Annotated in this window: 19 protein-coding genes; 8 read left to right on the forward strand and 11 right to left on the reverse strand. The window is 69.3% G+C overall.

All coding sequences use genetic code 11. The annotated features are described in order from the left end of the window. Positions 1-99: 99 nt before the first annotated feature. Complete coding sequence (locus ACRAQ3_RS17640) at positions 100-1062, reverse strand: LysR substrate-binding domain-containing protein (RefSeq protein WP_432256701.1); 963 nt, start codon at positions 1060-1062, stop codon at positions 100-102. 67 nt (positions 1063-1129) lie between these two features. Here ACRAQ3_RS17640 and araD1 point away from each other — a divergent pair, with 67 nt between their 5' ends. From araD1 to ACRAQ3_RS17660, 4 genes are read left to right on the forward strand one after another with little or no spacing between them, the layout of a single operon-like run. Next, positions 1130-2113 carry an AraD1 family protein gene (gene araD1, locus ACRAQ3_RS17645; protein WP_432256702.1) on the forward strand — a complete coding sequence of 328 codons (984 nt, stop codon included), beginning with the start codon at positions 1130-1132 and terminating at the stop codon, positions 2111-2113. Positions 2114-2123: 10 nt separating this feature from the next. Further along, positions 2124-3866, forward strand: coding sequence for an L-arabinonate dehydratase (gene araD, locus ACRAQ3_RS17650; protein WP_432256703.1), 1743 nt, complete (start codon positions 2124-2126; stop codon positions 3864-3866). Next, complete coding sequence (locus ACRAQ3_RS17655; RefSeq protein ID WP_432256704.1) at positions 3866-4810, forward strand: Gfo/Idh/MocA family protein; 945 nt, start codon at positions 3866-3868, stop codon at positions 4808-4810. The genes araD and ACRAQ3_RS17655 overlap by 1 nt, the downstream gene beginning before the upstream one ends. Then, positions 4807-6303, forward strand: a complete 1497-nt coding sequence (locus ACRAQ3_RS17660) for an aldehyde dehydrogenase (NADP(+)) (protein ID WP_432256705.1) — start codon at positions 4807-4809, stop codon at positions 6301-6303. The genes ACRAQ3_RS17655 and ACRAQ3_RS17660 overlap by 4 nt, the downstream gene beginning before the upstream one ends. Positions 6304-6427: 124 nt before the next feature. Here the strand turns inward: ACRAQ3_RS17660 and ACRAQ3_RS17665 are convergent, their stop codons facing one another. Then, the gene (locus ACRAQ3_RS17665) at positions 6428-6910 is read right to left on the reverse strand and encodes a GNAT family N-acetyltransferase (RefSeq protein WP_432256706.1); all 483 of its coding nucleotides are present in this window, start codon (positions 6908-6910) and stop codon (positions 6428-6430) included. A gap of 180 nt (positions 6911-7090) precedes the next feature. Here ACRAQ3_RS17665 and ACRAQ3_RS17670 point away from each other — a divergent pair, with 180 nt between their 5' ends. The 4 genes from ACRAQ3_RS17670 to ACRAQ3_RS17685 all read left to right on the forward strand — a co-directional run bounded on the left by ACRAQ3_RS17670 (position 7091) and on the right by ACRAQ3_RS17685 (position 12676). Next, positions 7091-8248 carry an MFS transporter gene (locus ACRAQ3_RS17670; RefSeq protein WP_432256707.1) on the forward strand — a complete coding sequence of 386 codons (1158 nt, stop codon included), beginning with the start codon at positions 7091-7093 and terminating at the stop codon, positions 8246-8248. A gap of 367 nt (positions 8249-8615) precedes the next feature. Continuing rightward, positions 8616-10940, forward strand: a complete 2325-nt coding sequence (locus tag ACRAQ3_RS17675) for a mechanosensitive ion channel domain-containing protein (protein WP_432256708.1) — start codon at positions 8616-8618, stop codon at positions 10938-10940. Between the two features lie 279 nt (positions 10941-11219). Continuing rightward, on the forward strand, positions 11220-12143 hold the full coding sequence (locus ACRAQ3_RS17680) for a transposase (protein ID WP_162620613.1): 924 nt from the start codon (positions 11220-11222) through the stop codon (positions 12141-12143). A gap of 332 nt (positions 12144-12475) precedes the next feature. Continuing rightward, positions 12476-12676 (forward strand): DUF1127 domain-containing protein, encoded by a 201-nt coding sequence (locus ACRAQ3_RS17685; RefSeq protein WP_085897590.1) that lies wholly within the window; start codon positions 12476-12478, stop codon positions 12674-12676. Between the two features lie 19 nt (positions 12677-12695). On the opposite strand, the gene ureG is transcribed toward ACRAQ3_RS17685, so the two are convergent. From ureG to ACRAQ3_RS17730, 9 genes are all read right to left on the reverse strand, one after another. Continuing rightward, positions 12696-13331 (reverse strand): urease accessory protein UreG, encoded by a 636-nt coding sequence (ureG, locus tag ACRAQ3_RS17690; protein ID WP_432256709.1) that lies wholly within the window; start codon positions 13329-13331, stop codon positions 12696-12698. After that, entirely contained in the window at positions 13328-13987 is a 660-nt protein-coding gene (locus ACRAQ3_RS17695) for an urease accessory protein UreF (RefSeq protein WP_432256710.1), read from the reverse strand. Before ACRAQ3_RS17695 ends, ureG begins: the two co-directional genes overlap by 4 nt. Then, positions 13962-14432 carry an urease accessory protein UreE gene (locus tag ACRAQ3_RS17700; protein ID WP_269396806.1) on the reverse strand — a complete coding sequence of 157 codons (471 nt, stop codon included), beginning with the start codon at positions 14430-14432 and terminating at the stop codon, positions 13962-13964. The genes ACRAQ3_RS17695 and ACRAQ3_RS17700 overlap by 26 nt, the downstream gene beginning before the upstream one ends. A gap of 9 nt (positions 14433-14441) precedes the next feature. Then, positions 14442-16151, reverse strand: coding sequence for an urease subunit alpha (gene ureC / locus ACRAQ3_RS17705; RefSeq protein WP_432256711.1), 1710 nt, complete (start codon positions 16149-16151; stop codon positions 14442-14444). 46 nt (positions 16152-16197) lie between these two features. After that, positions 16198-16554: a lysozyme inhibitor LprI family protein gene (locus ACRAQ3_RS17710; protein WP_432256712.1), complete on the reverse strand. Its 357-nt coding sequence runs from the start codon at positions 16552-16554 to the stop codon at positions 16198-16200. A 66-nt stretch (positions 16555-16620) separates the two neighbouring features. After that, a complete protein-coding gene (locus ACRAQ3_RS17715) occupies positions 16621-16926 on the reverse strand; it encodes an urease subunit beta (protein ID WP_269396803.1) in 306 nt (101 codons plus the stop codon). Next, complete coding sequence (locus ACRAQ3_RS17720) at positions 16923-17072, reverse strand: hypothetical protein (RefSeq protein ID WP_269396802.1); 150 nt, start codon at positions 17070-17072, stop codon at positions 16923-16925. Before ACRAQ3_RS17720 ends, ACRAQ3_RS17715 begins: the two co-directional genes overlap by 4 nt. Before the next feature lie 25 nt (positions 17073-17097). Further along, positions 17098-17400, reverse strand: a complete 303-nt coding sequence (locus tag ACRAQ3_RS17725) for an urease subunit gamma (protein WP_269396801.1) — start codon at positions 17398-17400, stop codon at positions 17098-17100. Position 17401: 1 nt separating this feature from the next. Next, a complete protein-coding gene (locus tag ACRAQ3_RS17730) occupies positions 17402-18064 on the reverse strand; it encodes an urease accessory protein UreD (RefSeq protein WP_432256713.1) in 663 nt (220 codons plus the stop codon). Positions 18065-18140 lie beyond the last annotated feature (76 nt).

Here is an 18140-nt window from a genome sequence, read left to right on the forward strand (position 1 = left end):
GGGATTGTGCGCGAAACCGAACCCTCAGGGATGGCCGAAATCCGGCCGTTGCCGCCGGGCTGCCATAATGGTCGGGGAAGGCCGCCTCAGGATGTGGCGCTAGTCGATGCCGGGCGTGTCCGGTACCGCCTGCACCAGCAGCTCGGCCATGCGTTGCGCCGCGCGGGGCAGCGCCGCGCCGGCCCGGGTCATCAGCCCGTAGGGCAGCACCGAGATGCCGAGATCGATCGGCAGGATCGCGCAGGGCCCGCCCGCGAAACGCGACGCCACCGCCCGCGCCAGTGGCGCCACGGCGTTGCTGCGCTGCACCAGCGCCAGCGTCAGCAGAAACGAGGAGGTGGTGACGCCGACCTGCGGCGCGGGCAGACCAAGCCGCTCCAGCCGGTCCTGTACCGTGTCGTGCAGGATCGTGCCGCGCGCCGGCAGGATCCAGTCATAGTCGAGCAGGTCGGCGGGTGCGAGCTCCGGCATCGACAGCAGCCGGTGGCCGGGCCGTACCACCAGCGCGACCGGCTCGTCGCTCAGCGGCGTGACGTCGAACAGCGCGGCCGAGCGGTCGTCGGGCAGCCGGGCGAGGGCGAGGTCGAGCCTGTTATCGAGCAGCGCCTCGGCCAGTTCGCCGGAATTGCCCACCTCGACCTGGATCCGCAGCTTCGGCATCGACAGCCGTGCGTTGCGCAGCGCCGGCAGCACCCGGTCCATCGCAGGGCCGGTGACGGCGCCGATGCGCACCTCGCCCGAGAGACCGGCGGCGATCTCCGACAGCTCGCGCTCGGCGTCGTTGAGCTCGCCGATCACCCGCCCCGCGCGCCGGGCCAGCGCGACGCCCTCGGCCGTCAGCCGGATCCCGCGCCCGTCGCGCCGCCGCAACGGGCATCCGGCGATGCGCTCGGCCTCCGACAGCAGCCGCGACGCGGCGGGCTGGGCGATGCCGAGCGTCTCCGCGGCCGTGCCGAGCTGACAGCCCCGCTCCAGCAGCGCCAGAAGCTGCAGATGCCCGAGCTTCAGCCCGCGCCGCAGCAGCCGGTCCGCCGATTCATCACGGTTTTGGTATGTTGCCATCAGGAAGCATTATTTGTTCGATATCACTCTCATTGGCAAGTTGGCCCCGAACCGGGAGGGGGTTGGCATGCTGCTGTCGCAGGTAAGGACGGATGAGGGAGTCGCGGTGGTGGCCCGCGAGGGCAGCGAGGCGGCGATCGTGCAAGGCGCGGCCTCGACCTACGCGCTGGCTTGGGAGGCGATCGAGACCGGGCGCGGCATCGCCGAGGTAATCGCCGCGCGGGGGCTGGGTCCGGCGGTCGATCTCGCCGGGCTCGCCGCCGAGGGCCGGCTCATGCTGCCGATCCAGCACCCCGATCCGGGCCACATGCATCTCACCGGCACCGGGCTCACGCATCTGGGCTCGGCGGCGACGCGCGACGCCATGCATGCCGAGACCGACCCCGAGACCATGACCGACAGCATGAAGATGTTCCGCATGGGGCTCGAGGGCGGCAAGCCCGCGGGCGGCGGCATCGGCGCGCAGCCGGAATGGTTCTACAAGGGCACCGGCCATTCCGCCGTGGCACCGGGCGCGCCGCTGGTCTCGCCCGGCTTCGCCGAGGATGGCGGCGAGGAGCCCGAGATCGCCGGCATCTACCTGATCGGCCCGGACGGCCAGCCGGCGCGGCTCGGCTGGGCGCTGGCCAACGAGTTCTCGGACCACGTGACCGAGCGCGTCAATTACCTGTGGCTGGCGCATTCGAAGCTGCGCCCGGCGAGCTTCGGCCCCGAGATCCTCGTCGGCGAACTGCCGCGCGACATCGCCGGCAGCAGCCGTATCCGCCGCGACGGCACGGTGATCTGGGAAAAGCCCTTCGTCTCGGGCGAGGCGAACATGTCGCACAGCTTCGCCAACCTCGAACACCACCACTTCAAATACGGCATCTTCCGCCAGCCCGGCGATCTGCACGTCCACATGTTCGGCACCGCGACGCTGAGTTTCGGCGACGGCATCCGCACTCAGGTTGGCGACGTGTTCGAGATCGAGGCCGCGCCCTTCGGCCTGCCGCTCATCAACCCGCTCGCGCAGGCCCCCGATGCGGGCATGGCGCGCGTCACCCCGCTCTGAAAGGCCCCCCATGAGCTTCACCCCCGCCCCCTGGCCCCGGAAACTGCGTTCGCAGGAATGGTTCGGTGGCTCGTCCAAGGACGCGATCTATCACCGCAGCTGGATGAAGAACCAGGGCCTGCCCGCCGACCTGTTCGACGGCCGCCCGGTGATCGGCATCTGCAACACCTGGTCGGAGCTGACACCCTGCAACGCGCATCTGCGCGATCTCGCGGAGCGGGTGAAGTTCGGCGTCTACGAAGCGGGGGGACTGCCGGTCGAGTTCCCGGTGTTCTCGCCCTCCGAGTCCACTCTGCGTCCGACGGCGATGATGTATCGCAACCTGTGCGCCATGGATGTCGAGGAGGCGATCCGCGGCAAGTGCATGGACGGCGTGGTGTTGCTCGCCGGCTGCGACAAGACCACGCCTGCACTGCTGATGGGCGCGGCCTCGGTCGATCTTCCGGCGATCCTCGTCTCGGGCGGGCCGATGCTCAACGGCCATTTCCGGGGCGAGAAGGTCGGCTCCGGCACGCATCTGTGGCGGTTCTCCGAGGCGGTGCGCGCGGGCGAGATGACGGCAGAGGAATTCGTCGAGGCCGAGGCCTCGATGTCGCGTTCGCCCGGTTCGTGCAACACAATGGGCACGGCCTCGACCATGGCGAGCATAGCCGAGGCGCTCGGCATGGCGCTGTCGGGCAACGCCGCGATCCCGGCGGTGGATGCGCGCCGCCGCGTCATGGCGCATCTGACGGGACGGCGGATCGTCGACATGGTCAAGGATGACCTGAAGCCCTCGGACATCATGACCAAGGATGCTTTCGAGAACGCGATCCGCACCAACGCCGCGATCGGCGGCTCGACCAACGCCGTGATCCACCTGCTCGCGGTGGCCGGGCGCGTCGGCATCGACCTGACCCTCGACGATTGGGACCGCTGCGGCCGCGACGTGCCGACGGTGGTGAACCTGATGCCCTCGGGCAAGCACCTGATGGAGGAGTTCTTCTACGCCGGCGGTCTGCCGGTCGTCATCAAGCGGCTCGGCGAGGCCGGGCTCTTGCACCGCGAGGCGCTGACCGTGTCGGGCGGCACGATCTGGGACGAGGTGCGCGAGGTGCGCAACTGGAACGAGGACGTGATCCTGCCGGTGGAGAAGGCGCTCGCGAAATCCGGGGGCATCGCGGTGCTGAAGGGCAACCTCGCGCCGTTGGGCGCGGTGCTGAAGCCCTCGGCCGCCACGCCGTCGCTGATGCGGCACCGGGGCAGGGCGGTCGTGTTCGAGGATATCGACGACTACAAGGCGCGGATAAACGACGAGGATCTCGACATCGACGAGAGCTGCGTGATGGTTCTCAAGAATTGCGGCCCGCGCGGCTATCCGGGCATGGCCGAGGTTGGCAACATGGGCCTGCCGCCGAAGATCCTGCGCAAGGGGATCACCGACATGGTGCGGATTTCCGACGCGCGCATGTCGGGCACGGCCTATGGCACGGTGGTGCTGCACACCTCGCCCGAGGCGGCGCGGGGCGGACCGCTGGCGGTGGTGCGCTCGGGCGACATGATCGAACTCGACGTGGCGGCGCGGCGGCTGCATCTCGACATCTCCGACGAGGAACTGGCGGCGCGGCTCGCGGATTGGACACCGCACACGAAAGCCCCGGCCTCGGGCTATGCCAGCCTCTACCACGAGCGGGTGATGGGGCCCGAGACCGGGGCGGATTTCGATTTCCTCGTCGGATGCCGCGGCAACGCCGTCGGCAGGGAGAGCCATTGATGAGCTACGCGAACCCGCCCCGCAAGATCGCCCTCGTCGGCATCGGCAAGATCGCCCGCGACCAGCACGTGCCGGCCCTGAAGGCCAGTCCCGACTGGGACCTCGCCGCGACGGTGAGCCGGTCGGGCTCGGTCGAGGGGGTCGAGGCGCATGATGATTTCGACGGCTTTCTCGCGGCCCGCCCCGATATCGAGGTGGTCTCGCTCTGCCTGCCGCCGCAGCCGCGCTTCGACTATGCCTGCAAGGCGCTGATGGCGCGGCGGCACGTGATGCTGGAAAAGCCGCCCGGTCAGACGCTGGCCGAGGTGCAGGCGCTGCAGCGGCTCGCCGAGAAGCAGGGCGTCACGCTCTTTGCCAGCTGGCACAGCCGCATGGCGGCGGGCGTCGCAGCGGCGAAATCGCGGCTGGTCGAGCGGGTGGTGCGGGGCGTGCGCATCACTTGGAAGGAGGATGTCCGCAAATGGCATCCGGGTCAGGACTGGGTGTTCGAGCCCGGCGGCATGGGGGTGATGGATCCGGGCATCAACGCGCTGTCGATCCTGACCGAGATCCTGCCCGAACCGGTGCATCTCGTCGCCGCCGAGCTGGAGTTTCCCGAGAACCGCCACACGCCGATCGCGGCCCGGCTCGACTTCACCGGGGATGTCAGCGCCGTCTTCGATTGGCGGCAGGAAGGCCCGCAGACATGGGACATCGAGATCGAGACCAGCAAGGGATCGCTGGCGCTCCGCGACGGCGGCGCCCGGCTCGAGGTCGATGGCGTGGCGGAAAACCTGGTTGACCATCCCGGCGAATACCCCTCGCTTTACGCTCGCATGGCGGATCTGGTCGCGCGCGGCCAAAGCGATGTCGACCTCGCGCCGATGATCCACGTGGCCGATGCCATGACGCTCGGGCGGCGGGTAACCACCGCCCCGTTCGAATTCGACAAGGAGAAGACATGACCGGAGCCCATCTCATCGCGGGTGACACCGTCACGGGCGGCGACAGCTTCGCCTCCGCCCCGGCCGAGGGCGCGTCGCGCGATTACCCCAAGGGGACGCCCGAGCTGATCGACCGCGCGGTACGCGCGGCCGAGGACGCCTTTGCCGCCTTCGCCGCCACCACGCGCGAGGAGCGTGCCGCGCTTCTGGAGAAGATCGCCGAGGAGATCGAGGCGCGCGGGGCGGAGATCACCGCCATCGGCACCGCCGAGACCGGCCTGCCCGAGGCCCGGCTGACCGGCGAGCGCGGCCGCACCTGCGGCCAGCTGCGGCTGTTCGCGGAGCATATCCGCAAGGGCGATTACCTCGACCGCCGGCATGACACCGCGCTGCCCGACCGGGCGCCGCTGCCGCGTCCCGACCTGCGGATGATCCAGCGCCCCGTGGGCCCGGTGGCCGTGTTCGGCGCCTCGAACTTCCCGCTCGCCTTTTCGGTAGCGGGGGGCGACACCGCCTCGGCGCTGGCCGCCGGCTGCCCGGTCGTGGTGAAGGGCCATCCCGGCCATCCCGGCACCTCGCAGATCGTGGCCGAGGCCATCGCCGCGGCCGTCGCGGCCTCCGGCCTACCGGGCGGCGTCTTCTCGATGGTGCATGATGGCGGGCTCGAGGTCGGGCGGGCGCTGGTCGAGCACCCGCTGATCAAGGCGGTGGGCTTCACCGGCTCGCTCAAGGGCGGGCGCGCGCTTTTCGATCTGTGCGCCGCGCGGCCCGAGCCGATCCCCTTCTTCGGCGAGCTGGGCTCGATCAACCCGGTCTTCTGCCTGCCCGCCGCGATGGAGACCCGCGCCGAGCAGATCGGCCGCGACTGGGCCGCCTCTCTGACGATGGGCGCCGGGCAGTTCTGCACCAATCCCGGCGTCGTCTTCGTGACCGAGGGCGATGCGGCCGAGGCGATGGTCGCGGCGGCCACCGAGGCGATGGGCGCGGGTGCGCCGCAGGTGATGCTGACCGACGGCATCGCCCACGCCTTCCGCGAGGGGGCCGAGCGCATGGCCCGGCTGGCGAAGAAGAGCTTCGGTCAGGCCTGCGAGGGCCGCAACGCCACGCCGTGGCTGATCGAGACCGACCTCGCCGCCTGGGAGGCGAACGAGGATCTCGCCGACGAGGTGTTCGGGCCACTGGGCATCGTGGTGCGGGTGCCGGACGCCGCCGACATGACCCGTGCCGCCACCGGTCTGCACGGCCAGCTCACCGCGACGCTTCAGATGGAAGAGGCCGACACCGATCTGGCCCGGGCGCTGATGCCGGTGCTGGAGCGCAAGGCGGGCCGGATTCTCGTCAATGGCTATCCCACCGGGGTCGAGGTGGCCGATGCGATGGTGCATGGCGGGCCTTACCCGGCCTCGACCAATTTTGGCGCCACCTCGGTCGGCACGCTGGCGATCCGTCGCTGGCTGCGCCCGGTGAGCTACCAGAACATGCCCGAGGCCCTGCTGCCGAGCGACCTGAAATAAGCGCGCAGGGCATCGCCGCGAGGCGGCGATGCCCTTGCCGAATGCCACGATCTTGGCGGGCCCCGGCCGTTTCGTCCGGGAGTTCATGCGATCGGCGCGGGACGAGGTTTCAGCCGGACAGCTTTCATTCCGGATGCCTTGCAGGGCCAATGCCGTCCTGCCTTTTCGTCCCCTCGACCTCGAAACCATGCCGCTCGTAGAGCCGGATCGCGGCGTGGTTGCCGACGTTCACGTCGAGCTCCAGTCGGCGCAGCCCCAGCCAATTGTCCGCGAGATCGAGCAGCGCCCGGAACATGGCCGTGCCGTAGCCCTTGCCGACATGGTCGTCATGCACGATCAGAAGCACCTCGCCGACATGGGCCCGGCGTCTCTTGCACGGCATGAGCCCCGCATGGGCGACGATCTCTCGGACGCTCCCGGCTTCGATGACCCCGACGAGGAAATGATTGCCGGAGTCGGCGGCAAGGCGACGCTCGATCCTGCTTTGCGGATCGAAGGGCAGGCGCAGGGTGCCATGCCTCACGCCGGGCAGGTTCGCCATGGCCGTGAGGGCTTTGGCGTCACCCGGTTCGGCGGCACGGATATGCAGATTCGGAGCATCCATCATGGCATCGGCCTAACCCAAACGGATGGGGGCGGCCATCGATTTGCGGATGAGGCCGATCCGCTCCGGGTCCCGCGGCAGCTCGCCGCCCGGTTATCGTCCCGCCTATGGTACTTCCGCTTGCGGGGCCTATCCTTGCAGAAATCGATTTGAACGACGCCCGAGCGGGCCGGGAGAGACCGAATGGCCGAGATCATCACGCCGTGGCGCAGCGTCGCCGCGGCATTCGCCCTGAACGGCGTGCTTCTGGGCTGCTGGGCCTCGCGGGTTCCGGCGGTCGCCTCGGGCTTCGGCCTGGGCGAGAGCGCGCTCGGGCTGCTTCTGCTGGTGATGGGGGTGGGGGCGCTGGTCTCCTTTCCGATCGCGGGCAAGCTGGCCGATCGCTTCGGCGCGGTGCGGGTGACACGCTGGATCGCGGCGGTCTATCTCGTCTCGATCGCTCTGGTCGGGCTCGCCCCGGTGGTACCGGCGCTCGGGCTGGCGCTGTTCCTCTTCGGCATGTGCCACGGCGCGATGGACGTGGCGATGAACTCCTGGGCCGCCGAGGTCGAGCGGCACATGGGGCGCTCGGTGATGTCGTCCTTTCATGCGATGTGGAGCCTCGGCGCCGGGCTGGGCGCCGCCGGCGGTTTCGCGGCCGCGAGCCTCGCCGCTCCGGTCTCGCTGCATTTCGTGCTGGCGGCACTCCTTACGGCACTGCTGTTCGGCCCATTCCTGCGGATCGACTGGACCTCGCGCGTCGCCAGCGGTGGCGCGGGCGACCCGGTCTTCGCCTTTCCGCGCGGCGCGCTGGTCTTCGTGGGCCTCATCGCGCTTGGCGCGGGTCTGGGCGAGGGGGCGGCGGTGGATTGGAGCGCGGTGTTTCTCGCCGATGTGCTGGGCACGGCCGAGTCGCATGCGACGCTGGGCTACGCGGTGTTCTCGGTCACCATGGTGGCGATGCGGCTTTGCGTCGATCGGCTGATCACCCGCCACGGGCCGCGCCGCGTGGCATTGGCAAGCGGGCTGTTGGCGGCCTCGGGCTACCTGACCTGCGCCCTCGCGGGCAGTCTCGCGGTGGCGCTCGCGGGCTTCGTGCTGATGGGGCTGGGCTACGCGGCGGTGATCCCGCTGGCCTTCAGCCGCGCCGCCGCCGATCCCGAGATCCCGGCCGGACAGGCGATCGCCTCGGTGGCGACGCTGGGCTATGGCGCGATGCTGCTGGGTCCGCCGGCGATCGGCTTCGTCGCCGATATCAGCTCGCTTCGGGTCTCGTTCGCCCTGGTCGGTCTCTTCGCGCTCCTGATCGCGGCGCTGTCGCCGGTGCTGGGGCGCGTGCGCCCGGCGCCGCAGACGGCCTGACGCGGTCGTGAAGCCGATGCCGTCGCCGCGCCGTTGCGGGCCCGCGCGCCTGTCCAAGGCCCATGCTACGCTCGTCTATTCCCGCCCGGGCCCCGCCCGCCGCTGTCGCGCCGGACCGCCCTGTGGCGGGGAATGGCAGCGGTTTCACGGCTGTATCCCCCTTTCTTCATCCGCGGTGCCGCGATAGGCACTGCCTCCGAAACGGCGCCGTGCCACGGGTGCGCGCCGAGACATGATCCCGGGCGCCCCCGTCGGGCGTCTCGACCGCAATGCCAGCCGCCCGGCCGCCAGACGGTGCTTGGGCCCGTCCGAACGACCAGGAGGAAGGCCGCCGATGCCGCGACCCTTTGCCCAACTGATACACGCGATGACCCTGATGCTGGGCCTGATCCTCGGCCTCGCCCTGCCGCATCAGGCCCTCGCCCAGATCCTGCCCGCCGAAGCCGCGGCTACCGAAGAAGCCGAGGCCGAAGCGGGCCCGCTCACCGGTCTTCTCGAGGTGCTGCGGGACGAGACCGCGCGCGAGGCGCTGATCGCCGAGCTGGAGCGCGTGACCACCGAGGCCGAGCCGATCGAGGCGCTGGCCGCGACCGCCGAAGAGGTGCAGGAGATCGAGCCGCGCGTCTCGATCGGCTCGCGCATCGCCCAGGTCACGCAGGACATCGCCGAGGGGCTGGCCGTGCAGGCGGACCAGATCGTCCGCAGCTTCTCGGGCAACGGCAATCTTCTGGGCGGTCTTTCAAGCCTCGACCTGCCGGTGCTGTGGGAGACCTTCCAGAGCCTGATCCTCGTCATCGTCATCACCGTGGCGGTCTGGATGGGCCTGCGCGCGCTGACGAAACCGGTCTATCGCCGCATGGGCGAACGCGCGCTGCATGCGAATTTCCTGCGCACGATCTTCATCTTCATCGGCTCGACCCTGCTCGACGCCGCGGTGGTGGTCGCGGCCTGGGCGCTGGGTTACGCGATTTCGCTGATGGCGCTGGGGGAATATGCCGAGGTCGGGTTCCGGCAGGCGCTTTATCTCAACGCCTTCCTGCTGGTCGAGCTGGTCAAGGTGGCCATTCGCGCCATCGTTTCGCCCACCACCGGCGGGCTGCGGCTGGTCAACCTGTCGAACAGCGCCGCGCTGCGACTGAACCGTCACGTGAACGTGGTGGTGAGCGTGCTGGGCTACGGCCAGCTTCTGGTGCTGCCGCTGGTCAACCGCAACGTCTCCTTCGCCGCCGGTCTCGGCGTCTCGGCGCTGCTGTCGGTCTTCGTTCTTGTCTATCTGGTGGTGCTGGTGATCCGGCATCGCGACGACGTCGCGAACTGGATCGCCCGCCGCCTGATGGCCGAGAAGGTCGAGGACGAGCAGGACCTCCCCGAAGACCATGCGGACGTGGTCGTTTCCGAAACCACCCCCGGGGCGCCGGTCGGCGCGGGTCCGGCGGCCACGCCACCGGCGCGCAAGCAGCTCGGCGGCACGCTGGGCACGCTGACCCGGACCTGGCACTGGTTCGCGCTGGCCTATCTGGGCTTCATGTTCGTGGTGGTGATCTCGCGCTCGGCCGATGTGGTGGCGGGCTATCTTCTCGCCTCGGGCAAGGTGCTGGCCGCGGCGCTGATCGGTTCGTTGATCATCGGCGCGATCGGCCGCGCGCTGCGCCATGGCGTGGTGCTGCCCGCCGAGATGCGGACCAAGCTGCCGCTGCTCGAGCCGCGCCTCAACGCGATCGTGCCCAAGGTGCTGATCGCGCTGCGCCTCGTCGTCACGCTGGCGGTGGTGATCTACACGCTCGACGTGATCGGGCTTTACGATCTCGGCGGCTGGTTCGCCTCGCCGGTCGGTCTCGAGGCCACGGGCCGCATCGTCTCGCTGGCGCTGATCCTGCTGGTGGCGGCGATGATCTGGCTCGCGGTGAACAGCTGGATCGACTACCGGCTCAACCCCGAGGTCGGCAAGATCCCGACCTCGCGCGAGACCACGCTGCTGACGCTGCTGCGCAACGCCTTCGCGATCGCGCTGCTGATCTTCACGCTGATGTTCGCCCTGGCCGAGATCGGCCTCGACATCGGGCCGCTGCTGGCCTCGGCCGGTGTGCTGGGCCTCGCCATCGGCTTCGGTGCGCAGAAGCTGGTGCAGGACATCATCACCGGCGTCTTCATCCAGTTTGAGAACGCGATGAATGTGGGCGACGTCGTCACCGTCGGCGGCACCACCGGCGTGGTCGAGAAGCTGACCGTGCGCTCGGTGTCGCTGCGCGACGTGCAGGGGACCTTCCACATCATTCCGTTCTCCAGCGTCGACATGGTGTCGAACTTCATGCGCGATTTCTCGTATTTCGTCTGCGACATGGGGATCGCCTATCGCGAGGATGTCGACGAGGCGAAGCAGGCGATGTTCGACGCCTTCGAAGAGCTCAAGCAGGACCCCGATCAGCGCGTCAACATCATCGGCGACATGGAGTGGTTCGGCGTCAACAGCTTCGCCGACAGCGCCGTGGTGGTGCGGGCGCGGATCAAGACCGTGCCGGGCACGCAATGGGGGCTGGGCCGGGCCTATAACGGCATCCTCAAGCGGATCTTCGACGCGCGCGGGATCGAGATTCCCTTCCCGCACCAGACGATCTTCTTCGGCGAGGCCAAGGATGGCCGGACCCAGGCGCTGCGGCTCAAGCAGGTCGGCGACGCGCCGGCCGAAGGCTGAGACGGCCTTCGCGGGGGTCGGGGATAGGCGCCGCCTATCCCCGATGGGACAGCGGCGCGGGTCGATCCAAGTTCGATCTCGGCCAGCGACTGCAATGCGTCGAAAGCCCCCCCTGTCTGTTGCGAATGGAGTAGAATGGCGGTGCGGAAGGGAGCCCGTCCCCCCCCAGGGTCGAGAGCCCGTGTGGGAGCAAGGGTCCCTTCCGCGTCGCGATCAACCTGAACAGTTGCTTGGGACGGCTGACTCCGATCCCGCATGACATGGACAGGAGCTTTTACCATGCCACAGACCGTCATCGGCTGCGACCTTGCCCGCGGCTGGATCGATACGCACGCCCTGCCGACCAAGGTGGTGGTGAGGATCGATAACAATCCGAACAGCATTACCCGCTGGACCGCGTCCTTGCCTGCAAACTCTCTAGTCGTCTTCGAGGCCACCAGCGGCTGCGACACTCTTTTGATCAAGGCACTCTGCGACCGGGGCCTTCGCTTCGCACGGGTCAATCCGCGCCAAGCCCGAGAGTTCGCCCGCGCGACGGGCGTGTTGGCCAAAACGGATCGGGTCGATGCGCGCATACTGGCTGATATGGGGCGCCTCTTGCCTCTCGAGGTTACCGCGCCGCCTCATCCGGATCGGGCCCGACTTTCTGATTTCCTTCGTCGCCGCAGGCAGTTGGTCGAAATGCGGAAAGCCGAAAAGGTGCGTCGCCACAGCGCCGGCCAGCCAGCAATCCTGCGCGAGATCGAGACGATGATCGCGCTGCTCGACCGCCGCATTGTCATCATGGATCGCAAGATTGCGGCTCTGATCGGAGACAGCCCCGAACTTACCGAGCATGCGGAGTTGCTTCGCGCCGTGCCTGGGATTGGACCGACGGTGCTGGCAACGCTTCTCGGCGAACTGCCCGAACTCGGCACGCTCTGTCGGCGTCGGATCGCCTCTCTCGCCGGGCTCGCTCCACATGCCCGCGAGAGCGGCACATGGCGCGGCACACGACGTATATGGGGAGGACGACGCAAAGTCCGCGAGGCTCTCTACATCGCGGCCTTGAGCGCGTCCCGCCGCGTGCCGCTCTTGATTGCCATGCGAGATCGAATGAAGGCTGCCGGCAAAGCCCCCAAAACAGTTCTCATTGCCGTTGCCCGTCAGCTCCTCGTCATCCTCAACGCCATGATCCGAAACAAACAGCCCATTCGCCTCTAAGAAACGACACAGTTGCCCCCGAGTGTTGGCCGGGAATGATTCGCCCTTGCGCGGTCGGGGCTGGCGGCCCGTGCGAAACGGGCGGTTCCGTCGAAATCGCCGCCTGCCGGGGACTTCGCGCGGCGAATGATCGCCCCGCAGACAGATCTGACGCTGCCTGCCCGATCGGCCGGCAGGAGGAAAACGCAGCCCGGTCAAACCAATGATGCTGCATTGCAGCAATTGCATGGCAGGGTACAGCCCGACGGCACTGGTGCATGCTTCGTCGAGACGCCAGTCTTCGATCAAGCGGCGCGGGAGCGCCCGTTCAGATCATGTCAGGAGATACCGTCATGAGACTCGCAGTACCGTCCCAGGCCCGTACCGATGTCGCGGGATACCTTGCCTCGGCCACGACGCGGTGGCGCGTCTATCGCCGCACCGTGTCCGAGCTCTCGCGGCTGAGCGACCGCGATCTTGCCGATCTCGGCTTCGCGCGCTCGCAGATCCGCGAGATCGCCCGCGACGCCGCCACGCGCGCGGTCGCGCGCTGATCCACCGGGCCGCGGGGCGTCAGGCGACGCCCTGCGGCACGAGGCCGCCCATCTCGCGTAGATGCGCCAGCACCTCGTCGACACCGCGCCCGTGGCGCAGTGCGCAGAACACGAAGGGCCGCGATCCCCGCATCCGCGCCGCGTCGCGCTGCATCACCTCGAGCGAGGCGCCGACATGCGGCGCCAGATCGGTCTTGTTGATCACCAGAAGGTCCGAGCGGGTGATCGCCGGGCCGCCCTTGCGAGGGATTTCCTCGCCCGCCGCCACGTCGATGACATAGACGGTCAGATCGGCGAGCTCGGGCGAGAAGGTGGCGGAGAGATTGTCGCCGCCGCTCTCGATCAGCACCACCTCGATGCCGGGATGCCGCCGCTCCAGTTCCGCCACGGCGGCGAGGTTGAGGCTCGCATCCTCGCGGATCGCGGTATGCGGGCAGCCCCCGGTTTCCACGCCGATCACCCGGTCGCCGGGCAGGATCTGCATCCGCATCAGCGCCTCGGCATCCTCCTGCGTGTAGATGTCGTTGGTGATGACTCCGATCGAATGATAGGGCGCAAGCGCGCGCGCCAGAGCGGCGGTGAGCGTCGTCTTGCCGGCGCCGACGGGGCCGCCGATGCCGATGCGGAGGGGCCCGTTCATCGTTCTGATGCTCATGTGGCGAAGATCCTCGGTTGCTGGGTTTCGTGGCGCATCGACGCGATGTCGCCCATGAAGGTGGTGGAGGAGAGATCGTCGAGCGTGCCGTGCTCGACCTCCTCGGCGATGCGCGCGCAAAGCGGCGCGAGCGCGGATTGCAGCCGCTGCCCCTCGGTCTGGCCCAGCGGCATCAGCCGCTGCGCCGCCGAAACGAGATTGGCCGCGAAGGCCTGCAGGTAGAGCGCGCAAGTGGATCGGGGCGGCAGACCGTGCCGCGCCGCCGCCGCGCCGATGGCGACGGGATAGGCGAGGGGGGCCGCCGTGACGCCCGAGACCCGGGCCTCGGTCCGCGCGAAGGCCGTGCCCTGCCGCTCCGTCTCGATCAGCCGCTCGCGGCTGGCGGCCAGGGCACGGGCGGTGGCGTCGATGCCGGCCAGGTCGTCCCCATCCGCGTGCCATGCGGCGACGAGCAGCAGCGCGTCGTTGCGACCTGCGCCGAACTCCAGCGTATCGCGCAGCCAGTCCTCGAGCGTCGCGCGGTCGAAAACCCGGCCATCCGCGATCGCCCGCTCCAGCCCGTGCGAATAGGCGAAGGCCCCGACCGGGTAGCCGGGCGAGAGCCATCGCGCCAGCGTCAGGGCCTGCAACTCAGTGAGCATGGGCCGTCGCGACATGCTCATGCGCATGGGTGCGACCATGGCCATAGGCGCCGCCTTCCGGGGTGAATGGCCCGGTCACGTCGCGCAGCTCGGCGCCCAGATGCGCCAGCATATGCGCGATCACGTGGTCGCGGCGGATCACCAGCCGGTCGGGTCTGATTTCGCAGGGCGTGTGGCGGTTGCCGACATGCCAGGCGAGACGGACGAGATCGCCGCGTGCCTCGGTCAACGGCTCGGGTGCGGCCTCGATTGCCACGAGAGAACCATCCGACAGCTCCAGCGCGTCGCCCGCTTCCAGCGAAGTCGTCTGCGGCAGATCGACGAGGAACGGGCGACCCGAGGCGGTCACGAGCCGCTTGCGGCGCAGGAAGCGGCCCTCGTAGTCGAGCGCGCAAGCCTCGTGCGGGCCGGACCAGTGGCCCTTGCGGTGCAGTTGCCGGGCGGTGGGAAGATCACTCATCGCATTACCTCAGAACAGGAAATAGCGCTGCGCCATCGGCAGCACCTCGGCGGGCTCGCAGGTGAGCAGCACCCCGTCGGCACGCACCTCGTAGGTCTCGGGGTCGACCTCGACATGCGGGAGGGCGTCGTTGAGCTTCAGGTCGCGCTTGGTGACGTGCCGCGTGTCGCCGATGGCCACCGTCTGCTTGGCGAGGCCGAGCCTCTCGCGGATACCGTCGGCTTGCGCGACCTCGGACACGAAGGTCACGCCCGCATGTTCGACCGCACGGCCATAGGCGCCGAACATCGGCCGCAGATGCACCGGCTGCGGGGTGGGGATCGAGGCGTTGGGATCGCCCATCTGCGCCATCACGATCTGCCCGCCCAAGAGCACCATCTCGGGCTTCACCCCGAAGAAGGCCGGGTGCCAGAGCACCAGATCGGCGCGCTTGCCCGGCTCGATCGAGCCGATCTCGTGCGCGAGGCCATGCGCCAGCGCCGGATTGATCGTGTATTTCGCGACATAGCGGCGGGCACGGAAGTTGTCGTTCTCTCCCGCTTCCTCGGCCAGACGCCCGCGCTGGCGCTTCATCTTGTCGGCGGTCTGCCAGGTGCGGATCAGCACCTCGCCGACGCGGCCCATCGCCTGGCTGTCCGAGGCGATGATCGAGAAGGCGCCCATGTCGTGCAGGATGTCCTCGGCGGCGATGGTCTCGCGCCGGATCCGGCTCTCGGCGAAGGCGATGTCCTCTGGCACCCGCTTGTCGAGGTGGTGGCAGACCATCAGCATGTCGAGATGCTCCTCGACCGTGTTGACGGTGAAGGGCCGCGTCGGGTTGGTCGAGGCGGGCAGCACCGACATCTCGCCGCAGATCTTGATGATGTCGGGAGCATGGCCGCCGCCCGCGCCCTCGGTATGGAAGGCATGGATGGTGCGGCCCGCGATGGCCTTGACGGTGTTCTCGACGAAGCCCGCCTCGTTGAGAGTGTCGGTGTGGATCATCACCTGCACGCCGGTCTCGTCGGCGACCCGCAGGCAGCAGTCGATGGCGGCAGGCGTCGTGCCCCAATCCTCGTGCAGCTTTAGCGCGCAGGCGCCGGCGAGCACCTGCTCGTGCAGCGCGCCCGGTAAGCTCGCATTGCCCTTGCCCGCGAAGGCGAGGTTCATCGGGAAGGCATCGGCCGATTGCAGCATCCGGGCGAGATGCCACGGCCCCGGCGTGCAGGTGGTGGCGAGCGTGCCATGCGCCGGACCGGTGCCACCGCCGAGCATGGTGGTGACGCCGGAAGCCAGCGCCTCCTCGATCTGCTGCGGACAGATGTAGTGAATGTGGCTGTCCATGCCGCCGGCGGTGAGGATGCGCCCCTCGCCGGCGATCACCTCGGTTCCGGGGCCCACGACGATGTCGACATTCGGCTGGGTATCGGGGTTGCCCGCCTTGCCGATGGCGGCGATGCGCCCGTCGCGCAGCCCGACATCCGCCTTGTAGATGCCGGTATGGTCGAGGATCAGCGCGTTGGTTACAGCCGTGTCGACCGCGCCCTCGGCGCGCGAGCGCTGGCTCTGGCCCATGCCGTCGCGGATCGTCTTGCCGCCGCCGAACTTCACCTCCTCGCCATAGGTGGTGAGATCGCGCTCGACCTCGATCACGAGGTCGGTATCGGCAAGCCGGACCCGGTCGCCGGTGGTGGGGCCGTACATGGCGGCGTAGTCGCCGCGCGGAATGGTCACGGGCATCGGATGGCCTCCATGAGTTGGGTCGCAGGGCTCATGGAGGCGCGGCTCAGCGCATCGCGCGCAGCTCCGCGTTGCGGCGCAGCGTCAGCCCCTCCATGCATCTCCAGTAGAACATCGGCGCGGCGCTGCCGCCGCCCTGCTGCTCCGGCTCGCAGGTCGCGTCGCGCCGCGCAAGCCAGGCGCGCTGCTCGTTCAGAAGCGCCTGACCGGTCCCCCGGGCATCGGCGCGCGGTTTCACCACGCCCCACAGGCGATTCAGCTCGGCATCGGCGGCCATCCACTCCTCGTGGGCGCAGAAGTTGAGGCCCATCTGCGTGGACGGGTCGCAGCGGTGATAGTCGTTCCGCGCCAAGGCGGGCAGGGAATGCAGGAGAAGGAGCGGGAACAGGAAAACGAAGCGCATGGCAAACCTCCGGTCCGGTCCGCCGCCAGCCTAGCATACGAAGCCGATTCCCCCCATGCGCGACCATCACAGCTCTCCCATCACGTCGCCCTGGAAGCCGAAGACGCGCCGGTCGCCGCCGATCTCGATCAGCCGCACCTCGCGGCGCTGGCCCGGCTCGAAGCGCACCGCCGTGCCCGAGGCGATGTCGAGCCGCCGTCCGCGCGCCGCCGAACGGTCGAAGTCGAGGCCGGGATTGGCCTCGGCAAAGTGGAAATGGCTGCCGACCTGCACCGGACGGTCGCCGGTATTGGCGACCATCAGCGTGATCGCCTCCGACCCCGCGTTCAGTTCGATCTCGCCGCTCTTTGGCATCACCTCGCCGGGGATCATGCGCGCAGCCCCCGGATCAGCGCCACGGCAACGAGCGCGAGGCCGAGGAGGGGCCCGGCCCAACCGGCATGGAGATGCGCCGCGCCCGCATGGGCGAGCGCCGGGGCGGGAAGGACGAGCGGGGTGGCAAGCAGGATGCGGGTCATCATCGGTCCTTTCGACGACTGGGGCTCAACGGATCGGGTCGTGCACGGTGACGAGCTTGGTGCCGTCGGGGAATGTCGCCTCGACCTGCACCTCGGGGATCATCTCGGGTACGCCCGCCATGCATTGCGCTCGGGTGATCACCTCGGCGCCCCTCTGCATCATCTCGGCCACGCTGCGGCCGTCGCGCGCGCCCTCGACCACCGCGTCGGTGATCAGCGCGATCGCCTCGGGGTGGTTGAGCTTGACGCCCCGGGCGAGGCGGCGGCGCGCCACCTCGGCGGCCATGGCGACCAAGAGCTTGTCCTTTTCGCGGGGGGTGAGGTTCATCCTATAGTCTCCATGAGGCGGGCAGGGTGCCGCCGGTCAGCAGGTCGAGCATCGGCAGAAGCGTCTGGCGCAGCGCGAAGCCGTCCTCGGCCAGAAGCCGCAGCACCAGAAGGTCGGGGGCGACGAGCGTCGCGCCCCCCGTGGCGGGCAGCAGCGCGCGGATCGGCGCGAGATGCGCCTCGGCCTCGGCGGCGGCGAGGATCACGCTGGCCATCGCGCCGGCGCCGTTCGCCACGGCGGGGCGCGCGAGATGCGCGGCGACGTCTCCTTCGAGCCGCATCGCGTCGAGATAGAGCGGCGCGCCGTCGCGGCGGATCTCGACGCGGTCGCGGAACCGCGCCTCGTCCAGCACCTCGCCCATCAGCGCCCGGCCGAAGATCACCGGTTCGACCAAGAGCGCCCGGGCGCCGGGAGCGAGATCGAGCGTGAGCGTCCGGTCGAGATCGCAGCCGCGATAGAGGATCGTCTCCTGCGGCAGCCAGTCGAGCCGCGCGCCGGTCTCGGCCGCGAGCCGGTTGCGGATGCGCGCCGCCGGGCCGCCGGAACTGCGATAGGCCCGCTCGGCGGCCTGCGTGGTGAGCCGCAGATGCCCGCCCGGAGTCGCCCGCGCCTCGATCTCGAGCCGGTCGCCCCCGGTGGCGCCGCCGGAGGTGTTGAGGATCACCGCCTCGACATGGGGCTTGCTCGGGAACAGCGCCCGCAGCGCCCCCTCCTGGCGCAGCAGCGACAGTCCGCCCGCC

It is taken from the genome of Limimaricola sp. AA108-03, from assembly GCF_050847355.1.
Taxonomy (GTDB): domain Bacteria; phylum Pseudomonadota; class Alphaproteobacteria; order Rhodobacterales; family Rhodobacteraceae; genus Limimaricola.

Excerpts from the sequence above, each read along its gene's own strand:
- ACRAQ3_RS17700 (WP_269396806.1), bottom strand. The coding sequence starts at position 14,432 with ATGAGTGATCTTCCCACCGCCCGGCAACTGCACCGCAAGGGCCACTGG.
- ACRAQ3_RS17715 (WP_269396803.1), bottom strand. The coding sequence starts at position 16,926 with ATGATCCCCGGCGAGGTGATGCCAAAGAGCGGCGAGATCGAACTGAAC.
- ACRAQ3_RS17640 (WP_432256701.1), bottom strand. The coding sequence starts at position 1,062 with ATGGCAACATACCAAAACCGTGATGAATCGGCGGACCGGCTGCTGCGG.
- araD (WP_432256703.1), top strand. The coding sequence starts at position 2,124 with ATGAGCTTCACCCCCGCCCCCTGGCCCCGGAAACTGCGTTCGCAGGAA.
- ACRAQ3_RS17695 (WP_432256710.1), bottom strand. The coding sequence starts at position 13,987 with ATGTCGCGACGGCCCATGCTCACTGAGTTGCAGGCCCTGACGCTGGCG.
- ACRAQ3_RS17665 (WP_432256706.1), bottom strand. The coding sequence starts at position 6,910 with ATGATGGATGCTCCGAATCTGCATATCCGTGCCGCCGAACCGGGTGAC.
- ACRAQ3_RS17670 (WP_432256707.1), top strand. The coding sequence starts at position 7,091 with ATGGCCGAGATCATCACGCCGTGGCGCAGCGTCGCCGCGGCATTCGCC.
- ACRAQ3_RS17655 (WP_432256704.1), top strand. The coding sequence starts at position 3,866 with ATGAGCTACGCGAACCCGCCCCGCAAGATCGCCCTCGTCGGCATCGGC.
- ACRAQ3_RS17675 (WP_432256708.1), top strand. The coding sequence starts at position 8,616 with ATGACCCTGATGCTGGGCCTGATCCTCGGCCTCGCCCTGCCGCATCAG.
- ACRAQ3_RS17725 (WP_269396801.1), bottom strand. The coding sequence starts at position 17,400 with ATGAACCTCACCCCCCGCGAAAAGGACAAGCTCTTGGTCGCCATGGCC.
- ACRAQ3_RS17680 (WP_162620613.1), top strand. The coding sequence starts at position 11,220 with ATGCCACAGACCGTCATCGGCTGCGACCTTGCCCGCGGCTGGATCGAT.
- ACRAQ3_RS17685 (WP_085897590.1), top strand. The coding sequence starts at position 12,476 with ATGAGACTCGCAGTACCGTCCCAGGCCCGTACCGATGTCGCGGGATAC.
- ACRAQ3_RS17710 (WP_432256712.1), bottom strand. The coding sequence starts at position 16,554 with ATGCGCTTCGTTTTCCTGTTCCCGCTCCTTCTCCTGCATTCCCTGCCC.
- ureG (WP_432256709.1), bottom strand. The coding sequence starts at position 13,331 with ATGAGCATCAGAACGATGAACGGGCCCCTCCGCATCGGCATCGGCGGC.
- araD1 (WP_432256702.1), top strand. The coding sequence starts at position 1,130 with ATGCTGCTGTCGCAGGTAAGGACGGATGAGGGAGTCGCGGTGGTGGCC.
- ACRAQ3_RS17720 (WP_269396802.1), bottom strand. The coding sequence starts at position 17,072 with ATGACCCGCATCCTGCTTGCCACCCCGCTCGTCCTTCCCGCCCCGGCG.
- ACRAQ3_RS17660 (WP_432256705.1), top strand. The coding sequence starts at position 4,807 with ATGACCGGAGCCCATCTCATCGCGGGTGACACCGTCACGGGCGGCGAC.
- ureC (WP_432256711.1), bottom strand. The coding sequence starts at position 16,151 with ATGCCCGTGACCATTCCGCGCGGCGACTACGCCGCCATGTACGGCCCC.